This window comes from Micromonospora sp. NPDC047557 (genome assembly GCF_043205095.1).
Lineage (GTDB): Bacteria > Actinomycetota > Actinomycetes > Mycobacteriales > Micromonosporaceae > Micromonospora.
Map to the genome: position 1 here is coordinate 136,045 of NZ_JBIDDK010000011.1, position 15,959 is coordinate 152,003.

20 protein-coding genes and 1 tRNA gene are annotated in these 15,959 nt (G+C 67.8%); 5 read left to right on the forward strand and 16 right to left on the reverse strand.

All coding sequences use genetic code 11. The features are described 5' to 3' along the window. Positions 1–133: 133 nt before the first annotated feature. Positions 134–2,572: a transglycosylase domain-containing protein gene (locus tag ACGGAQ_RS23770; protein ID WP_393052546.1), complete on the forward strand. Its 2,439-nt coding sequence runs from the start codon at positions 134–136 to the stop codon at positions 2,570–2,572. Positions 2,573–2,649: 77 nt separating this feature from the next. Here the strand turns inward: ACGGAQ_RS23770 and ACGGAQ_RS23775 are convergent, their stop codons facing one another. Next, positions 2,650–3,105, reverse strand: a complete 456-nt coding sequence (locus ACGGAQ_RS23775) for a GatB/YqeY domain-containing protein (RefSeq protein ID WP_393052547.1) — start codon at positions 3,103–3,105, stop codon at positions 2,650–2,652. 25 nt (positions 3,106–3,130) lie between these two features. Here ACGGAQ_RS23775 and ACGGAQ_RS23780 point away from each other — a divergent pair, with 25 nt between their 5' ends. Beyond that, positions 3,131–4,024: a metallophosphoesterase gene (locus ACGGAQ_RS23780; protein ID WP_393052548.1), complete on the forward strand. Its 894-nt coding sequence runs from the start codon at positions 3,131–3,133 to the stop codon at positions 4,022–4,024. Positions 4,025–4,246: 222 nt separating this feature from the next. After that, positions 4,247–4,323: transfer RNA gene (locus tag ACGGAQ_RS23785), tRNA-Pro, on the forward strand. Positions 4,324–4,379: 56 nt separating this feature from the next. Here ACGGAQ_RS23785 and ACGGAQ_RS23790 read toward each other — a convergent pair. The 13 genes from ACGGAQ_RS23790 to ACGGAQ_RS23850 all read right to left on the reverse strand — a co-directional run bounded on the left by ACGGAQ_RS23790 (position 4,380) and on the right by ACGGAQ_RS23850 (position 12,059). Next, positions 4,380–5,471: a tyrosine-type recombinase/integrase gene (locus tag ACGGAQ_RS23790; protein ID WP_393052549.1), complete on the reverse strand. Its 1,092-nt coding sequence runs from the start codon at positions 5,469–5,471 to the stop codon at positions 4,380–4,382. Continuing rightward, positions 5,471–5,737 carry a helix-turn-helix domain-containing protein gene (locus ACGGAQ_RS23795; protein ID WP_393052551.1) on the reverse strand — a complete coding sequence of 89 codons (267 nt, stop codon included), beginning with the start codon at positions 5,735–5,737 and terminating at the stop codon, positions 5,471–5,473. The genes ACGGAQ_RS23790 and ACGGAQ_RS23795 overlap by 1 nt, the downstream gene beginning before the upstream one ends. 11 nt (positions 5,738–5,748) lie before the next feature. After that, entirely contained in the window at positions 5,749–7,497 is a 1,749-nt protein-coding gene (locus ACGGAQ_RS23800; protein ID WP_393052553.1) for a replication initiator, read from the reverse strand. Beyond that, positions 7,494–7,715, reverse strand: coding sequence for a hypothetical protein (locus ACGGAQ_RS23805; protein ID WP_393052555.1), 222 nt, complete (start codon positions 7,713–7,715; stop codon positions 7,494–7,496). Before ACGGAQ_RS23805 ends, ACGGAQ_RS23800 begins: the two co-directional genes overlap by 4 nt. 5 nt (positions 7,716–7,720) lie before the next feature. Then, positions 7,721–8,161: a hypothetical protein gene (locus ACGGAQ_RS23810; protein ID WP_393052557.1), complete on the reverse strand. Its 441-nt coding sequence runs from the start codon at positions 8,159–8,161 to the stop codon at positions 7,721–7,723. Then, positions 8,158–8,769 (reverse strand): hypothetical protein, encoded by a 612-nt coding sequence (locus ACGGAQ_RS23815; RefSeq protein WP_393052559.1) that lies wholly within the window; start codon positions 8,767–8,769, stop codon positions 8,158–8,160. The genes ACGGAQ_RS23810 and ACGGAQ_RS23815 overlap by 4 nt, the downstream gene beginning before the upstream one ends. Beyond that, positions 8,754–9,020 carry a hypothetical protein gene (locus ACGGAQ_RS23820; protein ID WP_393052561.1) on the reverse strand — a complete coding sequence of 89 codons (267 nt, stop codon included), beginning with the start codon at positions 9,018–9,020 and terminating at the stop codon, positions 8,754–8,756. The genes ACGGAQ_RS23815 and ACGGAQ_RS23820 overlap by 16 nt, the downstream gene beginning before the upstream one ends. After that, complete coding sequence (locus ACGGAQ_RS23825; protein ID WP_210791587.1) at positions 9,017–9,205, reverse strand: hypothetical protein; 189 nt, start codon at positions 9,203–9,205, stop codon at positions 9,017–9,019. The genes ACGGAQ_RS23820 and ACGGAQ_RS23825 overlap by 4 nt, the downstream gene beginning before the upstream one ends. 25 nt (positions 9,206–9,230) lie before the next feature. After that, positions 9,231–9,539, reverse strand: coding sequence for a spread protein (locus tag ACGGAQ_RS23830; RefSeq protein WP_393052563.1), 309 nt, complete (start codon positions 9,537–9,539; stop codon positions 9,231–9,233). Further along, positions 9,536–11,182, reverse strand: coding sequence for an FtsK/SpoIIIE domain-containing protein (locus ACGGAQ_RS23835; protein WP_393052565.1), 1,647 nt, complete (start codon positions 11,180–11,182; stop codon positions 9,536–9,538). Before ACGGAQ_RS23835 ends, ACGGAQ_RS23830 begins: the two co-directional genes overlap by 4 nt. Beyond that, positions 11,182–11,349 carry a hypothetical protein gene (locus ACGGAQ_RS23840; protein WP_393052567.1) on the reverse strand — a complete coding sequence of 56 codons (168 nt, stop codon included), beginning with the start codon at positions 11,347–11,349 and terminating at the stop codon, positions 11,182–11,184. Before ACGGAQ_RS23840 ends, ACGGAQ_RS23835 begins: the two co-directional genes overlap by 1 nt. 96 nt (positions 11,350–11,445) lie before the next feature. Beyond that, positions 11,446–11,610 carry a hypothetical protein gene (locus ACGGAQ_RS23845; protein WP_393052569.1) on the reverse strand — a complete coding sequence of 55 codons (165 nt, stop codon included), beginning with the start codon at positions 11,608–11,610 and terminating at the stop codon, positions 11,446–11,448. 50 nt (positions 11,611–11,660) lie between these two features. Beyond that, positions 11,661–12,059 carry a transcriptional regulator gene (locus tag ACGGAQ_RS23850; RefSeq protein ID WP_357650069.1) on the reverse strand — a complete coding sequence of 133 codons (399 nt, stop codon included), beginning with the start codon at positions 12,057–12,059 and terminating at the stop codon, positions 11,661–11,663. A gap of 187 nt (positions 12,060–12,246) precedes the next feature. Between ACGGAQ_RS23850 and ACGGAQ_RS23855 the strand changes: the two genes are divergently transcribed. Together ACGGAQ_RS23855 and ACGGAQ_RS23860 are read left to right on the forward strand one after the other, a co-directional pair. Next, positions 12,247–13,113, forward strand: coding sequence for a GntR family transcriptional regulator (locus ACGGAQ_RS23855; RefSeq protein WP_393052571.1), 867 nt, complete (start codon positions 12,247–12,249; stop codon positions 13,111–13,113). Next, a complete protein-coding gene (locus ACGGAQ_RS23860; RefSeq protein WP_393052572.1) occupies positions 13,110–13,808 on the forward strand; it encodes an HAD family hydrolase in 699 nt (232 codons plus the stop codon). Before ACGGAQ_RS23855 ends, ACGGAQ_RS23860 begins: the two co-directional genes overlap by 4 nt. A 78-nt stretch (positions 13,809–13,886) precedes the next feature. On the opposite strand, the gene ACGGAQ_RS23865 is transcribed toward ACGGAQ_RS23860, so the two are convergent. Continuing rightward, complete coding sequence (locus tag ACGGAQ_RS23865; protein WP_393052574.1) at positions 13,887–14,423, reverse strand: hypothetical protein; 537 nt, start codon at positions 14,421–14,423, stop codon at positions 13,887–13,889. Then, positions 14,420–15,157, reverse strand: a complete 738-nt coding sequence (locus ACGGAQ_RS23870; protein WP_393052576.1) for a helix-turn-helix transcriptional regulator — start codon at positions 15,155–15,157, stop codon at positions 14,420–14,422. Before ACGGAQ_RS23870 ends, ACGGAQ_RS23865 begins: the two co-directional genes overlap by 4 nt. Positions 15,158–15,959: the final 802 nt, after the last annotated feature.

Sequence of the window (15,959 nt, forward strand, 5' to 3'; positions counted from 1 at the left end):
GCGCCAGGTCACACGCAACCTCGCACGGGGGGTCATGCGTTTAGCACAACGAGGGCAGCGCACGCAGGAAATGGGGAAAGAACGCCCCAGCGCCCCTCGTTCCCTACTCGCGTACCATGCCGAGGTGACCTGGATGCGGAAACGTGACCACAATGTGCTGACCAACGCCGCATCGCTGCTCATATGTGGCCTGTTGGCTGGCGTGGTGGTCGCTGCGGCGGCCTTCCCCGCGGTGGCGATGTCCGGCCTGGCCGCCAAGGCCGGCGCAGAGACATTCGGCAACCTGCCGACGGAGCTGACGGTGGCCCGCGCGCCACAGATCAGCTACCTGCTGGCGTCGGACGGCAAGACGCCGCTAGCGACGATGTACGACGAGAACCGTCGCGACGTGAAGCTCGCCGACATCTCGCCGTACATGGTCAAGGCCATCATCGCGGCCGAGGACCACGACTTCTACAAGCACAACGGCGTCGACATCAACGGTGTCGCCCGCGCGTTCGTCAACAACCAGAGCGAGGGCTCCGGGCGCCAGGGCGCCTCGACGCTGACCATGCAGTACGTCCGGCTGGCCATCGCCTACTCGGCCACCCACCCGGCCGACGTGGTTGCCGCGACCGAGGACACCAGCGCCCGCAAGCTCCGCGAGATGCGGCTGGCCCTGCAGGTCGACAAGGAGTTCTCCAAGGACGAGATCCTCACCCGCTACCTGAACCTCGCCGCGTTCGGCAACGGCGCGTACGGCATCTACGCCGCCAGCCAGGTCTACTTCGGCAAGCCGCCGAGCAAGCTCAAGATCGAGGAAGCGGCGATGCTGGCCGGCATGGTCAAGGCGCCCACGACGAACGACCCGACCACCGAGTCGGGCTACCCGGCCGCGCTGGAACGACGTGACTACGTCATCCAGAACATGGTCGAGATCAAGGCCATCACCCAGCAGGAGGCGGACGCCGCCAAGGCGATCAAGCTGGTGGTCAAGGACAAGCGCACCCCGAACGGCTGCGTCGCCACCAACGTCAACAGCTGGGGCTTCTTCTGCGACTACTTCTACCGCTGGTGGATGCAGCAGGAGACGTTCGGTTCGACCTCGTACGACCGTGAGCGGCGCCTGAAGAGCGGCGGCTACACCGTCGTGACGTCGATCGACAAGCAGGCGCAGATGGGCGCGGACGCGGCGGTTCGCCGGTCCAAGAAGGAGACCAGCAAGGAAGCCGCGATGGTCGCCGTGGTGGAGCCGGGCACCGGCCGGGTGCGGGCGCTGGCGGTCAACCGGCAGTTCAAGCTGGACGACCCGAAGAACCCGAAGAACAAGATCTCCAGCGATCCGGCGAAGAGCAAGCGGGGCATCAGGGGCAACTACCCGGCGACGGTGAACCCGCTACTCACCGGCGGCGACGGCATCGCCGGCTACCAGGCCGGCTCGACGTTCAAGATCTTCACCATCGTCGCCGCGCTGGAGAAGGGCATCCCGCTCAGCTACTCGATGAACGCGCCGCAGCAGTTCAAGTCGGAATACATCATCGACAGCAGCAGCCCGGCGGCCTGCCCCGGCACCCACTTCTACTGCCCGACCAACTCGGGCAAGAAGGCCGGTGGCGTGCAGAACATGTGGTCCGCGTTCGCCCAGTCGATCAACACCTACTTCGTGCCGCTGCAGCAGCAGGTCGGCGCGGAGAACGTGGTCGACGTCGCCAAGCGGGCCGGCATCCAGTTCCGGGCCAGCAACGACGCCAAGTTCGCCGCCACCAAGGACGCGGCCCACCAGTGGGGCGCCTTCACCCTGGGCGTCTCCGCCACCACGCCGCTGGACCTGGCCAACGCGTACGCGACCCTCGCGGCGGACGGCAAGTACTGCGAGCCGATCCCGGTGCAGGAGATCCGCGACCCGGAGGGCAAGAAGCTCGACATCGCCAACCCGCGCTGCGAGAAGCGGTTCAGCACCGACGTGGCCCGCGCCGCCGTGGACGCCGCCCGCTGCCCGGTCGGCGACAACTCCAAGACCAGCAAGTGCGGCAGCAGCCGTACCGCCGCTGTGGTGCGGGGCATCGTCGACGCACCGGTGGCCGGCAAGTCCGGCACCACCGACTCGGAGAAGACCGCCGCCCTGGTCGCGATGACCAAGCAGTACGCGGTGGCCGGCATCATGGCCGACCCGGACTGGGCGCAGACCAACGTCGAGATGAAGCACGCCGAGAAGGACGGCATCAACCCGCCGGTGTACGAGACGCTGCGGGACGCCATGAAGGGCAAGCCGCGCATCCAGTTCGAAGCCCCGGGGCAGAAGATCTCCGAAGGTGACCAGCGCAGCATCCCCGACGTGAAGTGCCAGCCGGTGGACACCGCGAAGTCCCGGATCAAGGGCGCGGGCTTCGAGCCGATCGTCTCCGAGACGAAGGTGGCGTCCACCTGCCCGGCGGGCACCGCCGCCGGCACCAGCCCGGACGGGCGCACCATCAAGAACGGCATCGTCACCATCCAGGTCAGCACCGGCGCCGGCGGCACTCCACCGGACGGCAACAAGCCGGCGCCGCCCGGTGGCACGCCCGGTCGACCCGGCGGCCGCCCGAACGGCTGAGCCGACGAGCAGGACACACGAACGGGCGGGCACCCACTGCGGGTGCCCGCCCGTTTTCGTCGGTCCGAACCGGCGGATCAGAGGCCGAGCTGTCGGCGTACCTCGGCGGCGACCCGACCGCCCTCGGCCTGGCCGGCCACCGCGGCCTGGGCCGCCTTCATGGCCGGGCCCATCTGGGCCTTGCCGGTGAAGCCGCCCGCGGCGAGCGCCCCCGCGACCAGCTCCGTCAGCTCGGCGTCGGAGAGCTGACTGGGCAGGTAGCGGTCCAGCACCTCACCCTCGGCGGTCTCCTTCGCGGCCTGCTCGGCGCGGCCCGCGTCGGCGAACGCGGTGGCCGCCTCCCGGCGCTTCTTGGCCTCCTTGGTCAACACCGCGAGCACCTCGTCGTCGGTGAGCTCGCGCTTGGCCTTGCCTGCGACCTCGGCATTGCCGACGGCGGCCAGGGCCATCCGCAGCGTGGAGGTGGTCAGCTCGTCGCGCGCCTTGAGCGCGGAACGCATGTCGGCGGTGAGGCGGTCCTTCAGCGTGCTCATGGACGGTCAAACTACCCTGAACGCCATGCGAAAGCGCACACTATTCCGCCTCGCCGCCGGAACCGCCGCGGTCGGCGCGACCACACTCGCGTACGCGTCGCTCGTCGAGCGCAACATGTTCACCCTCCGGCGGTACGACGTGCCGATGCTGCCGGCCGACGCGGAGCCGCTGCGCGTGCTGCACCTGTCGGACCTGCACATGATGCCCGACCAGGCGCGCAAGCAGCGCTGGGTGGCGTCACTGGCCGCCCTCGACCCGGATTTGGTCGTGGTGACCGGCGACAACATGGCGCACCCGGGCGCGGTGCCGGGCGTGCTGCGGGCGCTGCAACCGCTGCTGGACTACCCGGGCGCGTTCGTGTTCGGCTCCAACGACTACACCGGGCCGGTGCTGAAGAACCCGTTCACCTACTTCCTGCCCGACCGGGAGTACACCGAGGGCGTCGACCTGCCGTACGAGGAGCTGCGCCAGGTGTTCACCGGCGCCGGCTGGGCGGACCTCAACAACGCCCGGACCACGCTCAAGGCCGGCGGCCGGCAGCTCGACCTGGTCGGCGTGGACGACCCCCACATCGACCGGGACGACTACCCGGCGGTGGCCGGCGCGGTCTCGTCCTCGGCCGACCTGTCCATCGCGCTGACCCACTCCCCCGAGCCGCGGGTGCTCGACCAGATGGCCGCCGACGGCTTCGGCCTGCTGCTGGCCGGGCACACCCACGGTGGACAGGTCTGCGTCCCGGGGTACGGGGCGCTGGTGACCAACTGCGGCCTGCCCCGCTCGATGGCACAAGGGCTGCACCGGTGGCCGGGGTCGGACTCCTGGCTGCACGTCTCCGCCGGCCTCGGCACCCACCCGACCGCACCGATCCGCTTCGCCTGCCCTCCGGAGGCGAGCATCCTGACCCTCATCCCCCGCTGACCCTCAGGCCGGCCCGCTGCGTCGCCCAGCCTCTGCCCCGCCCTGTCCCGCCCCAAGATCCGCGCAAGATCGGGGATGTGGCTGCCTCACCGTGCCGGGAGGCAGCAACATCGCGGAAGTTGTGCGGATCTTGGCGGCTCCGGGCGCGGTTCCGCCGGGCCGGGCGGCGGGGTACCGAGTTTGACCATCGGAGCGGGTGGGCTACTATTTGTCGGCACGCCTCGGGGTGTGGCGCAGCTTGGTAGCGCGCTTCGTTCGGGACGAAGAGGTCGTCGGTTCGAATCCGGCCACCCCGACCAGAGGTAAGTACAGGTCAAGGCCCCTCCACCGAGGGGTCTTGATTCGTTTGTAGGGCTCACCGCTCCTCCTGAGGCAGCGAGAAGGCAGCGAACGACGCGAGCACCCTGCGATCCCGGTCACGCGTCGAGTGCGTGTAGCGGTCCAAGGTCGTTGACGTTTGCTCGTGCCCCATCACCTTCGCTACGTCGTTGATCGGAACGCCGTCGGACACGAGCCAGGTCGCGTACGAGTGCCGCAGATCGTGGAACCGGAGCGCGAACGGCAGCCCTGCCCGTTGCAGCGAGGGCTTCCAGATTCGCGCTCGGAAGGTGCCACGCTTCAGTGGTTCACCGGTCCGGGCGACGAAGATCAGACCCTCGGCGCCGGTTTCGAAGGACTGCCGGTGGTCGGTCAGCGCCTGGACGACGAACGGAGGCAGCGGCACGGTTCGCCGGCCAGCTCGTGACTTCGGGTACGGCTTGAGCGTGACGTGCCCTGACACCTCCTCCGCGACCCGGACCACCCGGAGGATGCCAGCGGCCAGGTCGACAGCGTCCCAGCGGAGTCCCGCGCACTCGCCCCAGCGCAGTCCGGTGCCGGCGGCGACGGCGACTAGGGCGCGATACCGGTCCGGGACGACGGGGAGGAGCCGGTCGAACAGATCCGCGCGGGAGATGACCAACTCGTCGGTGTCCATGCGTCGCCGCGGTGGAAGCCGCACGCCCTCGCAGGGGTTGAAGCCGATGAGCCGGTCCCGAACCGCGGACCGGAGCACCCCTGACGTGAGCCGATAGCACTCGCGGACCGTAGCCGGCGACAGCCGCTCCCCCAGCTTGGTTACCCACTCCTGCACAGCCGAGTGTTCAATCTTCGCCAGCGGCACCGGACCCCACCTCGGCACGACATGGTTTCGCATGATCGAGGCGTCCCGGGCGGCGGTCGCCTTCTCGTCGTTGCGGTTGCTCAACCAGCGTTGCGCGTAGTCGGCGAAGCGGAGCCGGCCGGCGTCGGGAGCGACGTACGTTCCGCGGTTCAGCGCCGACTCGACCTCGGCCAGGAAGGCATTGGCCTCCTTCTTGGTGCGGAACGTCTTTGACCGCTGCTGGCCGGCTGGATCACGCCAGCACGCCCGGTGACGCCCAACGGGAGTCTTGCGAACGAAGCCCATCAGGCCCACCCCTCCGATGCTCGGTTGTCCTGCTCGTTGGCCTCGTTGAGCCAATCGTGGAATCGCTTCTTGGGGATGACCCAGCGCCCGCCGAGCTTGCGGGCGGGTATCTCTCCCTCGCGGACCAGGGCGTAGGTGCTGCCCAGGGAGAGCGAGAGCAAGCGGGCGACCTCCCGGACGGAGTAGACGGCGCGGGTGTCACTAGTGCGCAGGATCCGACCGGGCAGATCCGGACGGGCGGCGGTGGGGATGGTGGCGTGTTCCATTGCTCCTCCGGTCAGGACGTGGGGTGGTCGACGGTGGTCGGGGCGGCGGTGGCAGCTCGGTCTCTCGCGGCCAGGAGCGCGGCCTTCCACTGCGCCCGTTGAGACAGGGCGCGCAGGAGCCGGTGTTGTAGGGGTGGCATGTCGGGGTCGTCGGGGCGGGCCATTTCCCAGGCGTAGGCGGCGGGTTGGTCCGGGCCGGCGGGGTCGGAGTCGTCGGCGCCGGTGGTGATGCCGAGGAGGTTGCGGACCCAGGCGCGGGCGTCGGCGCGGTGGTCGGCGAGGGTTTTCCCGGACCAGTCGCGGGAGACGAGGATGCGTCGTCCACCGATGCCGAGGGTGGCTCGCTGGTGGACCTTGCCTTTGCAGCGTCCCGCTTGTAGCCGCTCGTGTGCCTTCTTGGGTTGGATGCCGTAGAGCAGCCAGTTGGCGCACCGCTCGTTGCACGGCGTGATGCGGAGTTGGTGCCAGAGCCGGTCGAGGTGGTCCCGCTGTCGGTCGGTGTCGGTCTTGTGGCAGTCGGCGGCGCTCTTGGTGATGTACTTCGTGATGTAGCCGATGGTCCGGTCAGCGTGCACGGTGCCGGGGGTGACGCCCTCGGCGTGGACTTGCTGGCCGAAGCGAACGACGTGCGCCGGTTCGGCGGCGGGGTCGGAGTCGACCAGGTCCAGCGCGTCCCGCCATGAGGGCAGTGGCTCTGCGGTGTCGGGGTCGACCCACTCTCCGCAGTCGTTGTTCCACACCGGGGGCCGGTCGAGGGAGTACACGAGGTCGTCAGCCGGCGGCCACCACACCTGGTGATAGGTGGCGGCGGCGACCTGCCGCAGCATCGCGCGGGGAATGGTGCCGCGGATGGCGAAGTGGCCGTGTGGCGCCAAGCGGCGTTGCGGCTCGACGCACCCGGCGTACTGGACGTTCCAGCCCACGCACCGACGCAGGTTCTGCCAGAACCGGTCGAGAAGCCGGGCGAAGTGCACCGCATCCCAGGCAGCGCGCCGGTAGTCGTAGCTGTCCGGGTCGACAGGTGTCCCATCGGGCCGAACGCGGCCGTAGCTGTCGAGGGTGAGCGACAGCCACATCGACGGGCGATGTTCGGTGCCATCCGGGGCGGTGTAGACCTTGCCCAGAGTGCGGCGTTCCACCTTCTTGCGGGGCAGGTCCGGAGCATCTTGGCGGCGGCGAGTGGAGCGCTTGCGGCGCCCGCCAAGGTTGATGCCCAGACCGAAGCCGTCGGCATCATCGTGAGCTGGAGCGACCTGCCCGCGCAGCCCTTCCGCGGCGATGGCTGCTTCGACTTCGGCGATGGCGTGATCGATACCGGGTACCTGGTCAAACTGCGAGGCACGTTGAGCTTCGTCGCGGGCGAACTCCAGGTGCGCGCGCAGCAGGATCAGCTCCCGCTGGGCGTCGGTGGCCGGGTTGGGGGCGGGTGCGGGTTCGTCGGTGCGGTGCCAGCCTTCCCGGATCTGGGTCTGGCGTAGCCGGCGGGCGCGTTTGGCGCACGGCTCGCACTTGTCTTCCCGGGTGGAGCCGCAGGGCAGGTCGATGACTTCGGTTTGGCCGGTGTGCAGGTCGGTGCGGCGCAGGGTGACCGGGCGCAGGCACACGCCGTACTCAGCGGCCATCTCCTTGAGTACCTGGCGCGACATGGGCAGAGCGAGGCGGGCAGCGCGGGACCCGCTCGCCGGCGGAACGGGCGCCGGGGCGGGTGCGGGTTCGGTGGTGGCGTCGGGGGCGAGGCCGGGCAGGGTCGGGGCGGTCAACGGGTCACCTCCGGGAGGTCGAACAGGGCGGGTTGGCTATCACCGATTGGGGTAGTGCGGGTCGGGCCGGCGGTGCTGGCCCAGCGGTGGGCGGCAGCGGTGTGCCGGGCGCAGGTGGTTTCGGCGCGGTAGTGGCCGGTGCCGGGTTGGCCGGCTTCGATCAGGGCGGTGGCTGGCCCACCGCAGCGGGCGCAGTAGGTGGGCCAGCCGGTAGCCATGGCGGTCAGTGGCCGCAGCCGGGGCAGTGCAGACCGGGGCAGCAGCGACCCGAGCGGCGCAGTAGCAGGGCAATGACGATCAGGACCAGGACGCCGCCCGCGATAGCGGGGAACGCGGCCCGGACCGCCTGGACGAGCTGCATGGCGAGGTAGCCGACAGCGGCGAGGGCGCCCACGGTCGGGACGGCGATCGCGGCGGCGACGCGACCGCGGTTGACCCTGCGCCGGGCCGAGGCGGGCGTAGGTCGGGCGGTGTCGAGGAACCGCACCGTGACCGTCACCCGGGAGCCGCCTGGGATCAGTTGCGGCTCGCTCATGGAGAGCAGCCGGTTGGAGTCGCGGACCAGGGCGACGGTCGCGGCGACTTCGGCGGGGGTGCCGACGATCCGGCGGGCGACGATCGTAGGGCGGCGGGTTTGGACGCGGGCGAGCTGGGTGCGGGTCATCGGGTCACCTCCGAGGTGAAGACGTGGCCGTTGCGGGGCGACTGGACGACGGACGACACCAGCGCGGGACGCACCACCGATGCCGGTGCGGACGTCGGCGCGGTCGGCACCACGGCGGGAGCCGGGTCGGTGGGCACGGTGACCGGAGCGAGGTCGACGGGCTGTTGCACTGGGACCGGCGTGGGCGGGGTCGGAGTCGGCGCGGGCTGAGCCGGCGTGCCGTTGAGGACGAGTTTGGACAGGGCGAGGAACGCCAGCGCTGGGACCGAGGACAGCAGCCGCGACGAGAAGCTGTCGTTGGCGACGGCGATCTGCGCGGCCAGGGACAGCGCCACGGCGGCGATCAGGATCGCCAGCGGGTAAAGCACGGAGGCTTCCGAGTCGTGGCGGCGGCGTCGGCGAATGACCAGCAGCGCGGCGGCCGGGGTCAGCTCCGAGATGACGGCGTTGGACCAGCCGAACCAGTCCCCGGTGCCGGCGGGAGCGTGGAGCATCGTCCAGTCCTTGACGTGGGTGAACGACGCGGCGCCTGCCATTCCGCCCACGGCCAGAAGGATGAGGACCAAGGCGATGGCTTCCAGCCGCTCTGGGTTCAGGAGGCGGCGCATTCGGTCACCTCCGACTCGGGCACGGTTGGCGGGGTGGGGCGGAGCCAGGCGAGCAGGTTGCGGATGTAGATGGCGCCGTACGCGAAGCAGGAGACGAGGAAGCCCCACTGCTCGGTCGTGATGGAGTAGGCCAGCCACAGGACCTGCGCGGCGAGGCCGACAGCCCAGCCGGTCCAGGAGCGCTTACCGGCGAGGTAGAGGCCGGTGACGCCGACGGCCATCAGGAGCCAGGACCACAGCTGCGGGTTCATGCGGCCCACCCCCAGGCTTCGGCGTCGTCGGCGGCGATCTCGGCGTGCCGGGCGAGCGCGGCGGCAAGGATCGCGTCGGCGTGGGTGTCGGGGGCGCAGTAGGGGCACTGCTGGTCGGGGTCGGTGTGGGCAAGGTCGAGGCAGGTCCGGCGGATGGGCCGACGGTTGAGTCGACGAGTACGCATCACGCAAGCTCCAGACAGGGCAGGGTCAGCGGTGGGTGGGGGTGATGTGCACGCGGATCCACTCCGGCGGCTCACCGGTCGAGGCCACGGCTTCCGACAGGCAGCGCCACAGCGCCCACGCCTCAGCCGGAGTCAGGTACATGCGGCGCCGGCCGGAGCCAACCGCGACGTACAGGTCGGCGTCGGGGGTGACCCGGACCGTGACCGGCACCGTGGCCTTGTCGAAGTGCGGGGCGCGCAGCCGGTAGAAGCGACGCTGCTGCTCGGTCTGCTCGTCGGGTTCGTCGGCGTAAGGCATCCGCACCGGAACGTCCTCGGGTAGCTCGGTGGTCATTGGGGGTCACCGCCGTTCGGGGTGGTGTTGAGGTCCAGGGCGTTGAGAAGCGACGGCGGCAGCAGCGGCGCGGCCTGCCGCGGTGGGGTCGGCCGGTAGGTATGCCGCCCGTTGCCGTTGGAGCGGGCCGGCTTCACCGAGGCCGGGGACTCGACCGGCTCCGGCGTCATCTCGGGCGGGGCGGGGAACGTCGCGGCCATGTCCCGGATCACGTCATCCGCGATGAAGGAGAACCGGACGCGGGCGGGTTCGGGCTGGCCGTCCAGCAGCACGTAGGCCACGCCCTTGGCTGACAGCGGAATCTGATCCGCAAGCGCTCCCCGGTCACGGGCGCCGTCACCGAGCAGGAGGTCGACGTGGCCCCGTTCGGTAAGGCCGAGGGCGATGCGGGTCGGGAACAGATCCCGGACCGAGACGACCTCCTTGCGGGGGTCTTGGGTCGCGGCGACGACCAAGACGCCGAGCCCGGCACCCTGCGACAGCAGCAGCCCCAGCGACTGGGCGATCCGGTTACGGATGTCGCTGTCGGACAGGTACGCGAGCAGGGCGGCGATCTCGTCAATGACGATGACGATCAGCGGCTCATCAACGGTCGGCGTGTGCACCCGAACCTTGCCCCGCAGCAGCCGTTGCCGGGCACGCATCCGGGTCACGGCGTCATCGAGCATGTCCGCCATGCGCGACCAGTCGTCATCGACGTAGCGGGAGAACAACGGCCGACCGATGGACAGCTCCATGCCGCCCTTCGGGTCGATCGCCCACACCCGCACCAGCCCCGACCGGATGCCGGCGGCGAGAGCCCGCAGCAGGGACCAGATGACCGAGCCCTTGCCCATCCGGGTCGCCCCGCCGATCAGGACATGCGTCGCCAGCAGTCGCAGGCAGTACACGGCCAGGTCTTCGCGCAGCCCGAGCGGTAGAGCGGTGAAGTCGGGGCGGGCCGGCACGGGCAGCGGCGCCACGATGCGGGTCAGCGGGTCGCGGCGGATGAACACCAACCACACATGCCGCGGCCGGTCCCGGAACCGGATCGCGTCGACCCGGCGCAGCAGCCACGCCAACCGACCAGAGCGCACCGGGGGTGCCTGCCGTCGGCCGGAGAACACGCGGCAGTGCCGGGTACCGAACGAGTACGCCAGATCTCGGGCAGCCTTGTGGTAGACCTCCGGGTTCTGCCCCCGCGGCATCCGCAGCACCACTTCATCCGTGGCGTAGGAGCAGCGCACCGAGAGCAGGTCAGGGACCTTCTCGCCACCGTCGTACTTCTTCACCAGCCCGCACAGCGTCATCGCCTCGTGCCACTGACGCCGGTAGACCCACAGCTGCCGCCACACAGTGACCGCACGCAGGACAACCAGGCGGTGGAAGGAATCCCGACCGCGCCAGAACCACAGGCCAGCGCCAGCGGCGAAGACGAGCAGGACCAGGAGGTGAGGCCACCAGCCGCGCGACTGGTAGACGTTGACGGCGACTATGACCAGGGTGACGGCCGGCCAGGCCCGCCAGTGCCGCAGCGCCCAGACAGCGAAGCGCACCACCGCCACCGCGAGGCGGACCAGGAGGAACGCGATCGTGACCGTCCAAACCAGCGGCCACGGGGTAGCCACCTGGAGGCGGCGGAAGTTGACCAGCGGAGCGCGCATCACGCCACCGCCTTACGGGAGCTGTGCTGCTCGGTCCACGCCTCCGCGCAGGTCTTGTGCACCGGCTTGCCCGCAGGGCTGCGGCAGATCGCCGGCTTCCCGCAGATCACACACGGGACCGGCTCGCCGGCACTACCGCCGCGACTCCAGTCCAAGGAAATTGGCATGATGAACCTGCCCTTCCAGGCCGAGAGGGTTGAGAGGGCAGCGGGGCGGTCAGGCCGTAGGAAGCGGACCGCCCCGCGCCAAAACAGCTGGTGTGCTCAGTAGCCGTGCCGGCGAAGCGCGTCGTAGGCGGCAGTCAGCTCCGCCTTGGTGCACCCGTCCTTCGCGGCGTCGAACGCGTTCTTAGCCTTGTCGAACCCGGGACCGTCAATGTCCCGATCGGCCGCATCGGTCTCGTCCATGCCGAGCTTGATCAGTCGCATGACCTTGTCCCTGCGTACCGGCTCCGGCTCGGCACCCTTCCTGCCGAACATCAGGCAGCCTTGCCGCGCGACTCGGCCAGGGTCTTCGGCGCCGTCAACGCGGTCGCCCGGTAGGAGTAGGCCAGCCGGCCGTTGCTCCCGACGTACGGCGTCACCATCAGGTTCTCGAACTCCACCGGCTGGAACGGACCCACCGGCGGCACCGGCTGCACATCCGCCAGAACCTTGATCGACACCTCACGCGAGCGGGCACCCAACTCCGGGTCCATGTCCATCACCCGGCACTGCCACACCCGCTGCCCCGTCAGCTTGTCCTTACTCGGCGTCCGCGCCCGGGTCTTCTCGTCGAAGTCCTGCGCCTCCGCGATCGAGTCCGGCACCAACACACAACCGTGCGGAAAGACCGCCTCGAACGGAACCGAGAACCGAGTACCACCGCGAAGAGCCATTGTGTTCCTCCTCAGCGCCAACGGCGCTCACCGCTCAGCCGGTCGATCCGACCGAGCACCCATTCGCCAGACTGACCGCCCTGGCTAGCCAAGTAGCTGGAGTCGAGACTAAGGGGGCTTGGCTAGCCAGGTCAATAGATCAGGGGGATACTTTCCTGGCTTGGCTAGTCAGAAGTAGGCTTAGGGGGTGACAGAGAACCTGGACTACCTCGGGGAACTTGACCCCGATGACCCGAAGCAGGCGTCACAGCAGATCGCGAACAAGCTTCGGGCTGCGATCCTCACGCGCCGACTGGCGCCGGGCGACAAGCTGCCGTCGCAACCTGATCTAGCCGCCCGGTATGGCGTGGCACGCGAGACCGTCAAGCGAGCCCTCGAAGCGCTCCGCTCGGAGCGGCTCATCGTGACCAGGCAAGGAAGCGGCGCATTTGTCCGAGCCCAGACACAGCGTGCGGTTGAACTCCGGCCTCATATCGAGGCAGCATTCGAGCGGTCTCATGTAACGGTCGATTTTGCAGGCTTTTCGGGCGAGACGCTCCGGGACGCTCTCGCTGAAGTGCTGGACAAGGTCCGGGTAGGCCGACTCGCGCCAGAGACCATCGCCATCCGAGTCTTGGTCTCCGACATGTCGGCGCCAGTAGCGCTGCCCTCCAGGGCGGAGACCCAAGCAGATGACCCGGCGGTGCGGGAGCGCGCTGACCGCATCACCCGCCGGGCGGTGGACGGGATCATCGACCAGGTGTCTGAACTCGCGGACCTCGGTTTGGTCCGCTCAACAGCCGTTGAGGTCCGAATGCACCGCGGCTCCCCGCAGTTCAAGCTTTACCTGCTGAACGGCGAGGAAGTGTTTTTTGGCTTCTACCCAGCGGTGGAGCGCACCGTGGCTATCAAGGGCGAGCCCATGGCGATCTACGACCTGATGGGCAAGGACGTTCCCCTCTTCCACTACGCCGTCACCGACGACGACGCCTCGCACGGTACGCAGTTCGTGGAGGCTTCCCAGCAATGGTTTGACTCCTTGTGGTCGACCATTGCCTACAGGTACGAAGGGTGAATGCGGCGCTTGAGCAGCTATGCCGCGAAGCCCGCGCGCTGCTGCTCGACTTCGACGGACCGGTGTGCAGCATTTTCGCAGGCTATCCGGCCCCGATGGTCGCCCAGAAACTAGTGCAGCTACTTATGGCGCGGGGCGCCGAGTTCGCCCGTAACCTGGACGGCCAATCCGATCCACTCGAAGTCCTCCGGCGGACAGCCGTCGAGGGCGACCATGGCCTTACGAGGACCGTAGAGGATCGGCTGATTGCGGCCGAAGTTCAGGCCGTAAGGACAGCCGAACCAACGCCGTACGGCCGTGAGACGATGGTTGCGGCGCGGCAGTTAGGATTGCAAATCGCGGTAGTGAGTAACAACTCCGCTCAGGCGGTAGAAAGGTACCTGAAGAGTAATCGACTGAGCGCCCATGTCGCTAGGACGGTAGGGCGTGCCTACGCCAATCCGTCCCGCATGAAGCCGAACCCGGCACCGATCTTAGAGGCGGCGTCATCGGTGGGAATTTCTCCGGCGCTCTGCATATTGGTCGGAGACTCGCTGGCGGACATCGAGGGAGCGAAGGCTGCGGGAGTCCGGGTGATCGGGTACGCAAATAGGCCGCAGAAAGAGGAACTCTTCCGAGCGGCGGGCGCTGACGCGCTGGTCACGTCAATGCGTGCAGTTGCAGAAGCGTTTATGTATTGGGAGCGCCCGGGATAGTTCAGTGGACTTCGAGTGAAATCGGCGGCGCTAGAAGTGCAAATGAGGGCGGTTCCCTCTTGGGAGCCGCCCTCATAGTTACTGAGCGTCCGCAGAGTCTCTCGCCGTCGGAGCGCCACGCTTCTTCTGCCAAGCGGTTTGCGGAGTTTCCTTACCTTGGTGAAGTAGCCCTATGGTAATGGGTTCCAACCCGATGCGCATCGACAGCGAGTGCAATCCCTCACGTATGAATGGCATCACGACAAAGAAGGCGACTTGGTCGATAAACTTCCGCATCAGTGCTCGATTAGGTTTTTCGCCCTCGCTCAGCGAGAAATTTGCAATTATGTTGACCTGGATCGAGGCAACTTGATCTTCGCCGCTTGGCGAGGCAAGGGGTGCATCAACGTTGAAACGAGTTTCGAATCCGTCACCGCGAAGGCGCCATGCGCTTTCAACTCTAACTTCCAACTCGCCGACTTCTACGGCACTATCGGTCAACAGTTCTGCGTGCCACTTAGCCACCCGCACGTCCAGCAGGTCTGCGCGGGAGACTAAGTCTCTGAGAGCCGGCTCGGAATCTGCGGTGGACGGGGGAGCCTCGTGGACGACCTCAGACTCAGAGGCGTTGCTCACGTTAATTCCTCAACTTGCTCTAGCCCAGGTGTTACCTCAATGTAGGAGGCGGCATGCTGGTGCCAGTACCTAGCCACCCAGGATGACGAGTCTTCGCTCATGTCGATCGCCCAATTCATATGCCCCTTCGCTCGCGAGGAAAGAATCTCCTCGGTGAGCTGCGCTAGGAGGACATGATAGTGTTCCGCTCGTTCTACCGGCGGGCGGATTCGACCCTGGTACGAATTGGCGGCTTCCCATTCATGGTCGATCGGTTGCTTGACCTTCAACAAGTGAGCGTTCAGCTCGGCGATCTGCTCTGCCGACAAGTGATGCTCATCTTCGCCGATGTGGTAGTTCTCCTGCATCCAGGAGTTGACACTTGACCACTGCCAGATCTTTGACTTGCCATTTCCAATTGTCCCGATGGGGCGCGGAAAGCCGCCTGGCCCGCGAAGCCCTTCCACCCAAAGCCGTACGGCTTCACGTGACACTCCCAGGCGAGTGGCAATGTCAGACGCCGACACAAGCTCTGGATCGACATCTAAAACCTCGGCCTGAGGAAGGACGTGAGCAATGCGGCGAGCGGCCTGTAGGGCCGTGGCGACGGGGTTCTTGGTCGGTGTGTGAAGCGTTGCGACAACGTCACCGCCGCACTCAGACCACGTCAAATCGGAAAGATGCTCGCCCAGCAGCTCAAGGGTGACGTCATCGTCTAGATCCACGCCGCTAACACGAAGGGGGATGCGGATCATGAGCCTCTCCCACCTGCTCGTCATCTAAGGTTCTAGCATAGGGCTACTGTTGCCAGGTGCCAACACCCTACGTCAGTTAATCGCTTCGGTGTGTCACCTTTCGGGCAAACGCTCCCGAAGAGACCGAATAGTAGTACGGATGTCTCCTACCCGCCTCTTCAGGTCCCGAACCTCGGTCGACTCAGGCTCCCGCTTGAGGGATGCCTTCACCTGTAAAGCCGACTCGTCGGCTAGCTCTAATAGCTGGCCAGGGTCCCGGACTTGCGTCGCCGCGAGGCGAAGACTTGCGTCTGCGGCTTCACCCGCAGCCCGAGCCTCCTGCTCCAAGTCGAAGGCTGCGGTCAGCAACTCGTCCACCTCGGACGCCCCTGTCCCAGCCTCGGTCAAGAGCTGCTCTGCCCTGTCTAGTAGCCCGGCGGCGTCCTGGTCGTACAACCATTGGTCTAGGAGGGCTTCGGCTCCTCGGCAGAGCGCTTCGACCTTGTCCAGTTGAACCGACGCCTCGGCCACTACCCCGACAACTACTCCCGTGTTGTGGGAGCACCGGCGGACCAAACGCTCAAGATCACGTGCTGCCGACTCGCCACCTCCTCCTGACGAGAAGACGACGAATTTGCAGGCGTCACTGCGATCGTCAGGAGGCTGACAGTACGCGGTGCCGTGGATGTGCGCTGAGCCCGCAGCCTTGCGGTACCACCAACCAGCGGCCCGCGCGTAGGCGAGAGCCCGAAGGAACCACGGCTTCGGGTGGTGCCAGGGGTCGTCAGATGGGCTCAGCCACTTCGGTCCGCTCCCCGACATG